At 63.7% G+C, this 12,885-nt stretch carries 10 protein-coding genes; 7 read left to right on the top strand and 3 right to left on the bottom strand.

Features of this window, described 5'->3' with window-relative positions; all coding sequences use genetic code 11:
- The 6 genes from EKH81_RS02850 (at nucleotide 1) to EKH81_RS02825 (ending at nucleotide 7,193) form a co-directional block, all read left to right on the top strand.
- Nucleotides 1–1,044, top strand: a complete 1,044-nt coding sequence (locus tag EKH81_RS02850; RefSeq protein WP_132057851.1) for an ABC transporter ATP-binding protein — start codon at nucleotides 1–3, stop codon at nucleotides 1,042–1,044.
- On the top strand, nucleotides 1,041–2,120 hold the full coding sequence (locus tag EKH81_RS02845) for an ABC transporter ATP-binding protein (protein ID WP_132057852.1): 1,080 nt from the start codon (nucleotides 1,041–1,043) through the stop codon (nucleotides 2,118–2,120). Before EKH81_RS02850 ends, EKH81_RS02845 begins: the two co-directional genes overlap by 4 nt.
- The gene (locus EKH81_RS02840; RefSeq protein WP_132057853.1) at nucleotides 2,117–3,115 is read left to right on the top strand and encodes an ABC transporter permease; all 999 of its coding nucleotides are present in this window, start codon (nucleotides 2,117–2,119) and stop codon (nucleotides 3,113–3,115) included. The genes EKH81_RS02845 and EKH81_RS02840 overlap by 4 nt, the downstream gene beginning before the upstream one ends.
- A gap of 186 nt (nucleotides 3,116–3,301) precedes the next feature.
- Nucleotides 3,302–5,122, top strand: coding sequence for an ABC transporter substrate-binding protein (locus EKH81_RS02835; protein WP_162224351.1), 1,821 nt, complete (start codon nucleotides 3,302–3,304; stop codon nucleotides 5,120–5,122).
- A gap of 112 nt (nucleotides 5,123–5,234) precedes the next feature.
- Nucleotides 5,235–6,800, top strand: coding sequence for an amidase (locus tag EKH81_RS02830; protein WP_132057855.1), 1,566 nt, complete (start codon nucleotides 5,235–5,237; stop codon nucleotides 6,798–6,800).
- A gap of 162 nt (nucleotides 6,801–6,962) precedes the next feature.
- Nucleotides 6,963–7,193, top strand: a complete 231-nt coding sequence (locus EKH81_RS02825; protein ID WP_132057856.1) for a DUF7385 family protein — start codon at nucleotides 6,963–6,965, stop codon at nucleotides 7,191–7,193.
- Between the two features lie 104 nt (nucleotides 7,194–7,297).
- Here the strand turns inward: EKH81_RS02825 and EKH81_RS02820 are convergent, their stop codons facing one another.
- Nucleotides 7,298–8,530: an ornithine cyclodeaminase, nickel-pincer nucleotide-dependent gene (locus EKH81_RS02820; protein WP_132057857.1), complete on the bottom strand. Its 1,233-nt coding sequence runs from the start codon at nucleotides 8,528–8,530 to the stop codon at nucleotides 7,298–7,300.
- 223 nt (nucleotides 8,531–8,753) lie between these two features.
- On the opposite strand from EKH81_RS02820, the gene EKH81_RS02815 reads away from it, so the two are divergent.
- On the top strand, nucleotides 8,754–9,980 hold the full coding sequence (locus tag EKH81_RS02815; protein WP_132057858.1) for an MFS transporter: 1,227 nt from the start codon (nucleotides 8,754–8,756) through the stop codon (nucleotides 9,978–9,980).
- Between the two features lie 377 nt (nucleotides 9,981–10,357).
- On the opposite strand, the gene rdfA is transcribed toward EKH81_RS02815, so the two are convergent.
- Both rdfA and EKH81_RS02805 read right to left on the bottom strand, forming a co-directional pair.
- On the bottom strand, nucleotides 10,358–10,975 hold the full coding sequence (gene rdfA, locus EKH81_RS02810) for a rod-determining factor RdfA (RefSeq protein WP_132057859.1): 618 nt from the start codon (nucleotides 10,973–10,975) through the stop codon (nucleotides 10,358–10,360).
- A gap of 450 nt (nucleotides 10,976–11,425) precedes the next feature.
- A complete protein-coding gene (locus tag EKH81_RS02805) occupies nucleotides 11,426–12,664 on the bottom strand; it encodes a Zn-dependent hydrolase (RefSeq protein WP_132057860.1) in 1,239 nt (412 codons plus the stop codon).
- Between the last annotated feature and the right edge of the window lie 221 nt (nucleotides 12,665–12,885).

Genomic DNA, 12,885 nt, shown 5'->3' with positions numbered 1-12,885 from the left:
ATGTCCGAACCGATTCTCGAATTCGAAGACGTAGACATCACGTACCGAACCACCGGGGACAGCGACGTTCACGCGGTCAACAGCGCCTCGTTCGCAATCGAGGAGCACGACTACTTCGGTCTGGTCGGCGAGAGCGGATGCGGAAAGTCCACGCTCGCCGACTCCATCGTCGGTGGTCTCGACGACAACGGTGAGGTCACCTCCGGGAAAATCAGGTACAAGGGCGAGGAGATTCAGGACTACTCCGAATCCGAGTTCAACAAGAAGATTCGGTGGAAGGAGATTTCGGTCATCCCCCAGTCGTCGATGAACAGTCTCGACCCGGTGATGAAGCTGAGCGACCAGGCCATCGAGATGGCGAAGTACCACACCGACCTGACTAAGGCCGAGGCCGTCGACCGCCTCCGGGAACTGTTCGACGTGGTCGGCATCTCCGAGTCGCGCATCCACGACTACCCTCACCAGTTCTCGGGCGGGATGCAACAGCGGACCATCATCGCGTTCTCGCTGTTCTTACAGCCGAGTCTCATCATCGCGGACGAACCGACCACCGCGCTCGACGTGATAATGCAGGACCAAATCCTCGACTACATCAACGACCTGAAAGACGACTGGGACATCAGCATGCTGATGATAACCCACGACATCTCCATCGTGTTCGAGAACTGCGATTCGATGGCGGTGATGCACGGCGGGCAGATGGCCGAAACCGGGCGCGTCGTGGACCTGTTCGACCGGCCGCGCCACCCCTACGCCATCCTGCTTCAGAACGCGTTTCCCGACGTTCGGTTCCCCGACCGGGAACTCGCGGTCATCGACGGGCACCCGCCGCAGTTGCTGGACGACCCGGACTACTGCACGTTCGCCGACAGGTGTCCGTGGGCGGTCGAGGACTGTCGCCGGGGCGCACCCGACCCCCAGGAAATCGAGGGCGACGCGGACCACCGAGCGTGGTGTATCCGCGCCGACGAGATGGAGGACCTCGCCGCGGACCACCTCGCTCCGGCGACGGGTGAAACGAGCATTCTGGAGGAAGACACGTGAGCAACGAGACACCAGTGCTGGAGCTTCGGTCGTTGGAGAAGTACTTCGATACGTCGTCGGGTCTGTTCGACGCGGTCAAGAATCGGATACTCGGCGACGGCCCCTCGTACGTCCGGGCCGTCGATGGCGTGAACATGAAACTCGAACAGAACCAGGTGCAGGGCGTCATCGGCGAGAGCGGGTGCGGGAAGACCACGCTCCTCCGGACGCTCATCGGCCTGTACAATCCGACCGGCGGGGAGCTTCTGTTCCACGGCAGGCCGGTGTCGGAGTTCGACAAGGACGAGTGGAAGGAGTTCCGCCGCCACGTCCAAATCATCTTCCAGGACCCGTTCAACTCGCTCGACCCGAAGTTCAGCGTTCGGCGAACGCTCGCCGAACCGCTCGAAATTCACAACATGGAGTACGACGACGAGCGAATCGCAGAGATGCTGGAGTCCGTGGGGCTGACGCCCCCCGAGAAGTATCTGACCCGATTCCCGAATCAGTTGTCGGGCGGCGAGAAACAGCGGGTCGCCATCGCGCGGGCGCTCATCACCGAACCCGACATCATCCTCGCCGACGAGCCAGCGTCGATGCTCGACGTTTCGACGCAGGCCGAGATTCTGAATCTGCTGAACAAGCTCACAGACGAGTTCGGCGTGTCGATGGTGTACATCTCCCACGACCTCTCGACGGTCTCGTACATCTGCGACACCATCAACGTGATGTACCTCGGTCGGGTCGTCGAGGAGGCCCCGACGAGGACGCTCCTCGCGGAGCCGAAACATCCGTACACGAAGGCGTTGATACAGTCGATTCCGATTCCCGACCCCCACTACGACCGGAAGCGCCCCGACCTCGACGGCGAACCGGGCGACCCCATCAACATGCCCGAGGGATGTCGGTTCAAGAACCGGTGTCCGAAGCGGATGGACATCTGCGACCGGAAGCCTCTCGACATCGCTCTGGAGGGCGAAGACGACCACACGGTCGCGTGTCACCTCTACTACGACCACGACGAGGTCGAGGGCGACCAGCCGGAACCGACCGCAGACCCGGCTTCCTCGGCGACATCGGCGGGTGATGCGGCATGAGCCGACTTCGGTACTTCGTGCGCCGGACGTTCATCACGGCGTTTCTCATCTTCCTCGTGGCGTCGGCGCTGTTCCTGTTCTTCCGGCTGATGCCGGGCGACTACACCGCGCTTCTCACCCAACAGGGGATGCAACCCGACCAGATTGCGCGGTTGGAGGCCAAGTGGGGGCTGAACGAGCCGATGCACATCCAGTACGTGAGCTACGTGACGAATCTGTTGACCGCCGACGCCGGGCAGTCGTTCCGCCACGGAGCGCCCGTCTGGGACCTCGTCAAGCCGCGAATCATCAATTCATTCATCCTCGTCGCGCCCGCGATTACCGCGACGTACATCATCGGCGGCACCCTCGGCGCGGTCATCGGGAAGTACCGCGGCGGCCTGTTCGAGAAGTCGAGCATCATCTCGGTGTCGGTGTTCCACTCGATTCCCGACTTCTTCCTCGGAATCCTGCTCATCGCCGCGTTCTCCGAGACGGCGGGTATCTTCCCCACCTCGGGGATGCTCTCGACCCGAACGTCGATACTCATGCAGGGTGAGCCGTTCTACGCGAAGTTCTTCCTGAAGGAGTTCTGGATGCACTACGCGCTCCCGTTCGCCACGATTACGCTGTACTTCATGCAGTACCCCGCGCTCATCATGCGCAACAGCGTGGTCGAGGTCAGCGACCAGGAGTTCCTTCACTACCACCGGCTCAAGGGACTCCCGCAGTCGAAACTGCTCCAGAAGCTCATCCGCCACGCGTCGCTGCCGGTCATCACGCTCTACCCCATCTCGCTCGCGACCTCGATTAGCGGGCTCGTGCTCATCGAAGTCGTGTTCAACTGGCCCGGTATCGGTCGGCTCCTCGTGGACTCGGTGCTCGCACGCGACTTCCCGGTCATCCAGTTCGTGTTCCTCGTCGCAGCGGTGTGGGTCATCCTCGGAAACTTCGTGGTGGACCTGCTCTACGGCGTCATCGACCCGAGGGTGTCGGTCGAAGGCGACGGCGAGTAGAAACGCCGACGTTCGCGGGCGGCGGTTCGCCGCCCGCCTCGATACTGTCTCCGCTATTGAAGATATTGATTCATATCCGGATAAGTACCTACAGAATATCGGCGAAACGGCGAAGAAAAAATGAAAATCAGTCAAAATTGTTGGATATTACGAAACTCTTTTACTTGTCCCCGGAGAGCTAGACCCATGCCAACAGATGGCAAAGTGGCGAGCGTTGACAGACGGAGACTGCTACAGGCGATCGGGGCGGCGTCGGCCGTCGGACTGGCCGGGTGTAGCGGTAGTGGTCAAGACGAGGGGACGACCACTGAACAGGAGACCGACACGGACGGGGGCGACGGCGGCGGTGACGGAGGCGACCTCGGCGAGCGAGTTCCGACTCTCACGTTCCAGTACTGGTCGGACCAGGGTCCGCCGACGGTGCTGTTCGAGGAGACCATCTCGACGATTCAGGCCGTGACGGGCGACATCGGCATCAGCTTGGAGACCATGCCGATGACGACCGCCGAAGGACTGAGCGCGGTCAGCAACGACACCCGTGAATTCCACATCGCGGTCAACAGTCACGGTCCGTCTCCGGGGCGACTCGACCCGAACGAGCTACTGACCAACTACAGCATCGACTTCGCGGGGGCCAACGGCGACTACAATCCGTCGAACTACGCGAGCTGTGAGTTCTCGGAACTCGCAGAGGCCCAATCGACGGTCGGCGACCCCGAAGAGCGACAGTCTGCAGTCGACGACGCGCTGTCGGTGTACTCGGCCGACCTGCCGTTCATCCCGACCATCGAGCGACCGACCACGGCCGCCATCAACACCGACCAAGTCAATTCGATTGAATCGGGAGCGGCGGGACTGAACGACGTTCACTGGGCCGCGCTGGTGGAAGCGGGCGTGAGCACCGCGGGCGGAACCGACGCAATCGTGGCGAACCTCCCGACAGAGCACCTCACGAGTAGCTTCTACCCCACTGTGGCGGACGGCGACTCGATGGGGCTGTACACGAGTCTGACCCACAATCCGCTGTTGATGTACGACTCGGACTACGAGCTAACGCCCGTCCTCGCGGAGGACTGGGAGACGTCCGACGACGGGACGACGACCACGTTCACGCTCCGTGACGCGACGTTCCACAACGGCGACCCGGTCACGCCCGAGGACGTGAAGTGGACGTACGAGTTCCTGCGAGACCAGTACCACGACGGCGATTACCAGTGGACGTCGCTCCCCGAGAGCCTGTCTGTCGAAGTCGTAGACGACAGCACGGTGGCGTTCAACACGGACGAAGCCGCGCCGACGCTGCTCACCGCGAGCCTCTCGATTTACGGCGTGCTTCCGCGCGACCCCTACGTGAACGCTGGCATCGAGGACAATCCGACCGACTTCGACGACCCGATGATAGGGGCCGGACCGTACCGGATGGTCTCCTACCAGAATCAGCAGAACATGGCGCTCGAACCCCACGACGGCCACCCGGTGTACAGCCCGGAGGCCGACATCCTCTTCCAGTTGTACGAGAGCACCGACGGCGTCACGCGAGCGTTCGAGAACGGGGAACTCAACGTCGCGGTGGCGCTCCACCCGGAGGCCGGCCAGCAGATAGAGGAGTCGATGGGCGGCAACGTCCAGATAATCACGGGTGTGTCCCACCTCCCGTTCGGCGTCATGCCGCAGATGTCGTTCGCGCCCGGGAAGTTCATCGAGTTCCGACAGGCGCTCTCGCATCTCATCGACCGACAGAACATCAACGAGACCTACGCCTTCGGCGAGTCCGAGACCGTGACTCACTGCACGTTCCATTCGAGCGCGCACCCGTGGCACAACGAGGAGGTGCTCACCGAAATCGCGGGCGACTCCGCCGACGTGGACCAGGCGCGCTCGATTCTCGAAGACGCCGGTTGGGGCTGGGACGACAACGGCAATCTCCACTACCCGCCGGACGCCGAGATGGAAGCGTGGCCGCAGGGCGAGGAACCCGATCCGGAAGAGTTCCCCTGCCTCGGGTAGGCGACCCGACGCGCGACCCTTTTCTCGATGCGACTCGCTCGCGAGTCGCATCGCCGGTCGTGACCCGGAATCGGGAGCCGTTAAGTACGTGGGGCGGTATCAGTTCGCAAAGATGCCGACACCGACCGACGACTCGTCCGCAGAGGACAACGACCTATCGGCCGACACCGACCCATCGACGGACAGCGCCGCGTTCGACGTCGTGGAAGCCACCGTGGCGGAGATTCACGACGCCATCGAAAACCGCGACCTCACCGTCCGGTCGCTCGTCGAGGCGTACCTCGCTCGAATCGAGGCGTACGACGCCGACCTGAACGCGATTCTGACGGTGAACCCCGGCGCTCGGGACCGGGCCGACCGCCTCGACTCGGCGTTCGAGTCCGAGGGGTTCGTCGGCCCGCTCCACGGCGTCCCAATCGTCCTGAAGGACAACCACGACACCGGAGACATGCCGACGACGGCCGGGTCGAAGGCGCTCGAAGAGTCGGTGCCGCCCCGAGACGCGTTCGTCGTCTCCCAACTCCGCGAGGCCGGCGGCGTTGTTCTCGCGAAGGCGAACCTTCAGGAGTTCTCGTTCGGCGTCGATACGATTAGCTCGCTCGGCGGGGAGACCTCGAACGCCTACGCGCTCGACCGGCGACCGTCGGGGTCGAGCGGCGGCACCGCGGCCGCAATCGCGGCGAATCTGGGCGCAATCGGAACCGGGTCGGACACGTGTTCGTCGGTCCGGTCGCCGCCCGCGTTCAACAATCTGGTCGGGGTTCGACCCACCAGAGGACTGGTGAGTCGAACCGGCATCGTCCCCCTGAGCGAGACCCAGGACACGGCGGGTCCCATCGCCCGAACCGTCGCCGACGCCGCCCTGACGCTCGACGCGATGGTCGGCTACGACCCCGAGGACCCCGTGACCGCGAACGGCGTGGGCAACGTCCCCGAAGGCGGTTACGTCGCCCACCTCGACGAGGACGGTCTCGACGGCGCGCGAATCGGCGTCGTCCGGGAGTTCTTCGGCCGAAGCGACGACGAGAGCGCGACAGAGGCCGAGGCCGAGCGCGTCACCGCGACCGTCGAGGATGCAATCGCAGAGATGGACGCCGCCGGAGCCACCGTCGTGGACCCCGTCGAAGTGACCGACACCGACTTTCTGGACTCGGCCCGCGTCCTCCCCTACGAGTTCGCGCGCGACTTCGACCGGTATCTGGCGGGGTTGGACGACCCGCCGTACGACTCGCTCGCCGACATCGTGGCGTCCGGGCAGGTCGCCGAGGCGGTCGGGTCTCGAATCGAGGGGAGCGAAATCCTCGACACCGACCCCGAGACGCTCGACGAGAACGCCGAGTACCTCCGGAAACTCGACCGCCGCCGCCGAATCGCCGACGAGACGACCGCACTGCTGGTCGAGCGCGACCTCGACGCGCTCGTCTACCCGCCGTCGGCGATTCCGCCGGTCGAGATGCCCGCCCGCCAGCCGTTCTCGGAGTTGCGGTGCGAACTCGCGGCCCACACCGGTCTCCCCGCCGTCGTCCTGCAGGCGGGATTCACCGACGACGGTCTGCCGGTGGGCGTCGAACTGCTCGGTCGGAAGTTCGCCGAACCGCGACTGTTCGAACTCGCGTACGGCTACGAGCAGGCGAGCGACCACCGACGACCGCCCGAGAGATTCGGGAAATTGGCGTAGGCGACGGTTCGGAGACGCTCGCAGCCGACCCTGTCGGCCGCGAGCGTGCCAGAGGGAGTGTTCCGGAGAGAGCGTGCCAGAGAGAGAGTCTCAGAGGAAGCGTGCCAGCGGTTGTCTAAGCGATAGAACTATCACGATTCCCGACCACCGAACCGCCGAACGATGGACAAAAGCGAATTCGAAGAACTCGTCTCGTCGCTGACGCCGTACGAATCCGCGGGCACCGTCAACACCTACCGGAACACGGTCAGCATCGCGTGTCCGGCGTGCGAGGAACCGTTCGACGATTTGGTGGTCTGCGAGGGCGAGTACGACAGCCTCGAACTCAGCCGGGTCCTCGACCTCTGCGTGACGACTTCCGACGAGAACGTGCTGTTGTTCACCCACCAGTAGCGATTTCGGTTCGCCGGGCGCGTTCATTTCGACGAGCGCGTGATTCGGCGGGCGACGACGCCCTGCCGGGCGTCGTCGCCCGCGCGGAGAATCGCCCGGACCGACTACGACTCGTCCAGAATCTCGTCGGCGAGCGTCGGCACGAACGTCCCCACGTCCGTGACCATTCCGATGGCTTGGGCGCTCCCCCGGTCGAGGAGTTGGGTCACGGTCGCGGGGTTGATGTCCACGCAGACCACCCGCGTCGTGGAGGGCAGGCAGTTGCCGACCGCGACCGAGTGGAGGAGCGTCGAGAGCATCAACACCATGTCGGCGTCGTGGGCCTGCTCGCGGATGGCGTTCTGGGCCTCGACCGAGTCGGTAATCGTGTCGGGGAGCGGGCCGTCGTCCCGAATCGACCCCGCGAGGACGTAGGGAACGTCGTTTTCGACGCACTCGTACATCACGCCCTCCGAGACGAGTCCGTCCTCGACAGCGGCCTCGATGCCCCCCGCTCGGATGACCTCGCTGATGGTGTAGATGTGGTGTTTGTGTCCCTTTCGCGGGTGTTCGAGCGTCTCCATGTCCATCCCGAGCGAGGTGCCGTACCGGCCGCGTTCGAGGTCGTGGACCGCGAAGCCGTTACCCGCCGAGAGCGCATCGACGTAGCCCTCGCGGACGAGTCGCGCGAGCGCATCACCCGCCCCCGAGTGGATGAGCGCCGGGCCGACCACCGCGAGGACGTTCCCGCCGTCGGCCTTCGTGTCCGCGATTGCGTCGGCGATTTCGCGGATGAGCGACTCGGACGGTCGCTCCGAGGAGACCCCGCCCTGCATGAATCCGAACGGACCGCCCGACCCCCGGGGTCGCTCGGGCGGGTCCACCCGGACGCCCGCCTCGTCGGTGACGACTCGGTCGCCCTCCTCGATTGCGTTCAAGACCTTCGTGTACGCGCGCGGGCCGTCGTCGGTCTCCTCGACCACGATTGCACAGTCCATCTCGATGTTCTCCACGTCGAGCCACGCGCCCTCGTAGCGCACCTGTGTCGGGTGGTTCGTAGTCGAGTAGAAGCGGTCGGGGACCACCTGCGCGGCGGGCGCGGGCGCGAGCGTCGCGTCCGGCGGGTCGGGGAGGTGTGCGCCGACCTGGTGGAGCTCGTGGAGAATCTCGCGGAGTTGGTCCTCGTCGTCGGCCGACACCGTCATCCGGCAGTACGATTCTTCGTCCTTGCGTTTGCCGACTTCGAACACTTCCACGTCGAAGTCGCCGTCGAGGTCCATCACCACGCCGAAACACTGCTGCATCATCCCCGAGTCGATGATGTGTCCTTCGAGTTCGACCGTTTGGGCAACCGTCATACGCGATGATTGGGCCGGTGTCACATCAGCGTTCCCACGGCGGCGAACCGCGAACCGGTGTACCCACGAACCGGTACGAGGCTCGTTCGCGGTCACGCCCGACCGGGCGTGACCGCGAACCCGTTCGGGTGTGGTCGCGAGCGTGCCGATACGACAGTCGTCGCGAGCATGCCGATACGAAAACGTACATCCGAACACGGCGTCAAGACGAGTCCACAGTCGAATGACAGAGAGCGACGGCGCGGACGGCCGGACGATTCCGTGGGATTCGAGCGCGCTCTACGTCATCCTGTCGAGTTCGCTCATCGGCGTGATGGGCGTCTCGCTCATCAGTCCGGTCCTCCCCGACCTCCGGGCGGTGTTCGGCGTCTCCGACGCGCAGGTGGGGCTGGTCATCACCGTCTACACGCTTCCGGGCGTCTTCTTGACCCCGTTCATCGGTCTCGTCGCCGACCGAATCGGTCGGCGACGAGTCATCATCCCGCTGTTGTTCGTCTTCGGGGTGACGGGCGCGGGCATCACGCTCGCCGGGAGTTTCACCGAAATCCTCGTCCTGCGATTCCTCCAGGGAATCGGCGCGAGCGCGCTGGTCACGCTCGCGGTCACGCTCATCGGCGACTTCTACGAGGGGAACCGCCGGAACGCTGTCATGGGTCTCAACGGGAGCATGATAGGGACGGGTGCGGCGCTCTACCCGCTCGTCGGGGGCGCGCTCGCCGGAATCCGGTGGAACGTCCCGTTCCTGTTCTTCGGGGTGGCGCTCCTCGTCGGACTCGTCGCGGTGTTCGCGCTCGAAGAACCCGACCGGCGCGACCCGACCGGCGTGAGCGAGTATCTGGGCCGCATGCGCGACGTGGTGGTGCTCCCCGAGGCCGTCGCGCTGTTCGCCACGATTTTCGTCATCTTCTTCGTGTTCTACGGTGCGGTCCTGACCGCGCTGCCGCTCCTGTTGAGCGACGAGTTCGGTCTCTCGGCCGGCCAAATCGGCCCGGTGTTGGCGATGGTGTCGATCGCCAGCGCGACCGTCTCCTCGCAGTACGGCCGGGTCTCGGAGTGGCGGACCGCGCCCGAACTGCTCGCACTCGGGTTCGTGGCCTACGGCACCAGCCTGCTCGGGGTGTGGCTCGCGCCGTCGCCTGTTCTGGTCGGTGCGGCACTCCTCGTGTTCGGCGTGGGCTTCGGCATCGTGATGCCCTCCATCGACACCACGGTCGTCACCCTCGTCTCCGGGGAACTCCGCGCCGGGATGATGGGGATGCGGACCAGCATGCTCCGACTCGGACAGACCCTCGGCCCGGTCTCGTTCACGTACGTCGCCGAGGCCGCGTTCGCATCGTCGCTCGCGGGCTACCGGGTCCTCCTGCTCGTCTCGGGAATCCTCGTCGTCGGGTCGGGACTCGTCGGATACGCGCTCCTTCGACGCGGAGGCACTCATGAGATATATGCATAAATAGTTGAAGTCCGGCGACCGGAATCGGACGTTAGGCGTTCGACCCGGGGAAATTCTGAGCCGAGAGTCACGCATCGAGATAGCGACTGTCTCCCGAAATTCTCCCCAGTAGAGCCGATACGCGCTCGAAAGGGAGCGGTCGAATGCCGAATGCTCAGTAGTGAAGAAGAGATGGAAAATGCGCGACTCTCTTGGATTTCCGGCAGTATCTCGGGAAGAGTACGTCGAACCATCCTCGAATCTCTCTTTTTGTACGATTTGTTGAATTTCGATATCGGGAAGAGAACATATACAAACACTACTGTGTATTTACGAACAGTTGGTCGCCCCCGAGATAGTGTTTCGGGTCTCGACTACAGATAACAGCGGTACAGGCGTTACTCCGCCGAATCGCCGTTCTGACAGTCGCACCCGCCGCGCTCCAGTAGCGTTCCGACGCCGTACTGGGTCTCACACTGCTGGCAAAATACCTGTAGGTCCAGCAGGACGCGAAACTCCCCGAGGTCGATTCGGTCGGCGTCTCGCAACTGTTCGAGTTTGGTTTCGGTCACGGTCGCGGTGCGATTCTGCAAGCGGCCGAGCGTCTGCGCGACGGTTTCGACGCGGGCTTGGTCGTCGGGTCGCTCGTAGGTCACGTCGCGACCCTCGCGAAGGTACGTTCGAACCGCCTGATACGTGACGAAGTCCGATTCGAGTCGGTCCACGTCCACGCCGTTTCGTTCGAGTTGTTTTCTGGTCTCGGTCCGGACGCCGCTGCTCACCTCGTCGTCGGTCAGGAGGCGGTACGTGTTCGCGACTTCGCCGTCGAGCGACTCGATGCCCGCACTCTCCATCGCCGACCGGAGGACTGCCTCGTTGAAGTAGGTCGCGAGTTCGCGGAGGCTCATCGAGTCGTCGTCTCGGGTCCAGTACTCCGCGAGTTCGTCCTCGACGCCCGGCAGGTCGCGCTCCCGCGCGACCCGCGACACCTTGTAGGTAGGCGTGGACTCGGTCATCCGTCACCCTATTCGGAGTGCAGACATAAACGATTCGTGTACCGACGCGACCACTCGGCGGAGCCGGAGCGCAGTTGCAGAGATAAATAACTGTACTTTCTGGTGGTGGGACTCTGCGAGTCAAATAGACGATTGAGTAGGTCGTAATTGAGAGATCAAGTGACTGGTGAGCACCTCGTTTCACAGATGTATAGTATTCCGCTTTTACGTGCGTTTTTCGAGAACCGGAGCGAAGACACCGGTTCGGAACGACCACACCGATGTCCGATCGGCAGTCAGGAGACGATTGAAACTGAGTGCCGCCAAATAAACTAAGAAATCCAGATATTCCGATATAATATGTCCGTCTGTGGTCTTTTACTCATTTATTCCTATGAATGTACTGTAAATGAGTTAAAAGAAGCTGGTTCGAATTTCCCCACATGTCCTTCGACGAAGATACAATTACTTTTATTTTCCACCGGCTTTCTCCACCACCGCGTGAGCGAGGACGTTCGCGCCAGCGACCACGTCGTCCCACTCGGTGTACTCCTCCTCGACGTGGCTGATGCCGTCGACGCTCGGCACGAAAACCATGCCCGTCGGGCAGATTTTGTTGAGGTAGTTGGCGTCGTGCCCCGCACCGCTGACGAGGCGGGCGTAGCCGTCCTCGCCCACGACGCGCTCGGCGGCGCGTTCGACCGTCTCGATGCACTCGTCGGCGAACGGGTCGGCGTCGAGGCGCATGATTTCCTCGCACTCCCACTCGACGCCCTCGCGTTCTGCGGCCCACTCGATTTCGCGCCCGACCCGCTCGACAGCGGCTTCGACCACGGCGTTGTCGTACGACCGGAAGTCGACCGTGAACTCCACCCGCTCTGGGATGACGTTGATGGAGTTGGGGCGCACGTCGAGCGACCCGACGGTTCCGACGAGGTCCTCGCTCCCCGTTCCTGCGATGCGCCGAACCGCCTGAACGACGTCGCTCGTGGCGACCAGCGCGTCGTACCGCAGATGCATCGGCGTGGGTCCGGCGTGGTCGGCGCTTCCTTCGAACGCGGCGTTCAGCCACGAGAAGCCGTAGACGCCCTCCACGACGCCCACGCTCAGGTCGGCCTCGTCGAGGTACGGCCCCTGCTCGACGTGGAGTTCGAAGTAGCAGTGGAGACTGCGGGGTTCGCACGGCGTCTCGCCCTCGTAGCCGATTCGCCGGAGTTCCTCGCCGAACGTCTCGCCCTCCTTGTCTTCGAGCGAGTGGGCGTACTCGGTGTCGAACCGACCCGCGAACACCCCGCTGCCGAGCATGTCGGGCTGGAATCGCACGCCCTCCTCGTTGCTCCACGACACTACCTCTATCGGGCGTTCGGTCCGAACGTCGCGGTCGTTGAGCGTCTCGATTAGTTCGAGACCCGCGAGGACGCCGATGACGCCGTCGAACCGCCCGCCGTTGTACTGGCTATCGACGTGCGACCCGACCATCACGGGGGCGAGCGAGTCGTCGGTTCCGTCGCGCCGCCCGAAGATGTTTCCCATCTCGTCCACGACCACGTCGAGACCCGCGTCGGCGAACCACGTCACCAGCTTATCGCGGGCTTCCTTGTTCGCCGCCGAGAGCGACGGGCGGTTCACGCCCCCGCGCTCGGTCGCGCCGATTTCGTTGAGTGCTTCGAATCGTTGGCGGAACCGCTCGTCGTCGAGAGCCACGTTCATACGTGCCAGTTCGCGCGTCGGTATTTCAATCTGTGTACCGTGAGACCGTGGAGCAGAGCAGGTCGAGGCAGGGCAGAGTAGAGCGAGGCAAGCCGAAGCCAGTGGTGTGAGACGAGTCGAGGGAACGACGAAACGAGTCGGCGGAGCGACCGAGAGCGGCCGAGAGCTTTCGGGGAAGTCACTGTGGTATTCGTGGTGAAAACCGAGTGTGAGCGTCCGAA

Source organism: Halorussus amylolyticus, assembly GCF_004143485.2.
GTDB classification, from domain to species: Archaea; Halobacteriota; Halobacteria; order Halobacteriales; family Haladaptataceae; genus Halorussus; species Halorussus amylolyticus.
The sequence above is the reverse complement of the archived record's forward strand: the minus strand, read 5'-3'. Positions and strand labels throughout refer to the sequence as shown.

Bases quoted from the DNA above. Each gene is read 5' to 3' on its own strand.
- EKH81_RS02850 (WP_132057851.1), top strand. From the start codon at position 1: ATGTCCGAACCGATTCTCGAATTCGAAGACGTAGACATCACGTACCGA.
- EKH81_RS02840 (WP_132057853.1), top strand. From the start codon at position 2,117: ATGAGCCGACTTCGGTACTTCGTGCGCCGGACGTTCATCACGGCGTTT.
- EKH81_RS02835 (WP_162224351.1), top strand. From the start codon at position 3,302: ATGCCAACAGATGGCAAAGTGGCGAGCGTTGACAGACGGAGACTGCTA.
- EKH81_RS02830 (WP_132057855.1), top strand. From the start codon at position 5,235: ATGCCGACACCGACCGACGACTCGTCCGCAGAGGACAACGACCTATCG.
- EKH81_RS02825 (WP_132057856.1), top strand. From the start codon at position 6,963: ATGGACAAAAGCGAATTCGAAGAACTCGTCTCGTCGCTGACGCCGTAC.
- EKH81_RS02820 (WP_132057857.1), bottom strand. From the start codon at position 8,530: ATGACGGTTGCCCAAACGGTCGAACTCGAAGGACACATCATCGACTCG.
- EKH81_RS02815 (WP_132057858.1), top strand. From the start codon at position 8,754: ATGACAGAGAGCGACGGCGCGGACGGCCGGACGATTCCGTGGGATTCG.
- rdfA (WP_132057859.1), bottom strand. From the start codon at position 10,975: ATGACCGAGTCCACGCCTACCTACAAGGTGTCGCGGGTCGCGCGGGAG.
- EKH81_RS02805 (WP_132057860.1), bottom strand. From the start codon at position 12,664: ATGAACGTGGCTCTCGACGACGAGCGGTTCCGCCAACGATTCGAAGCA.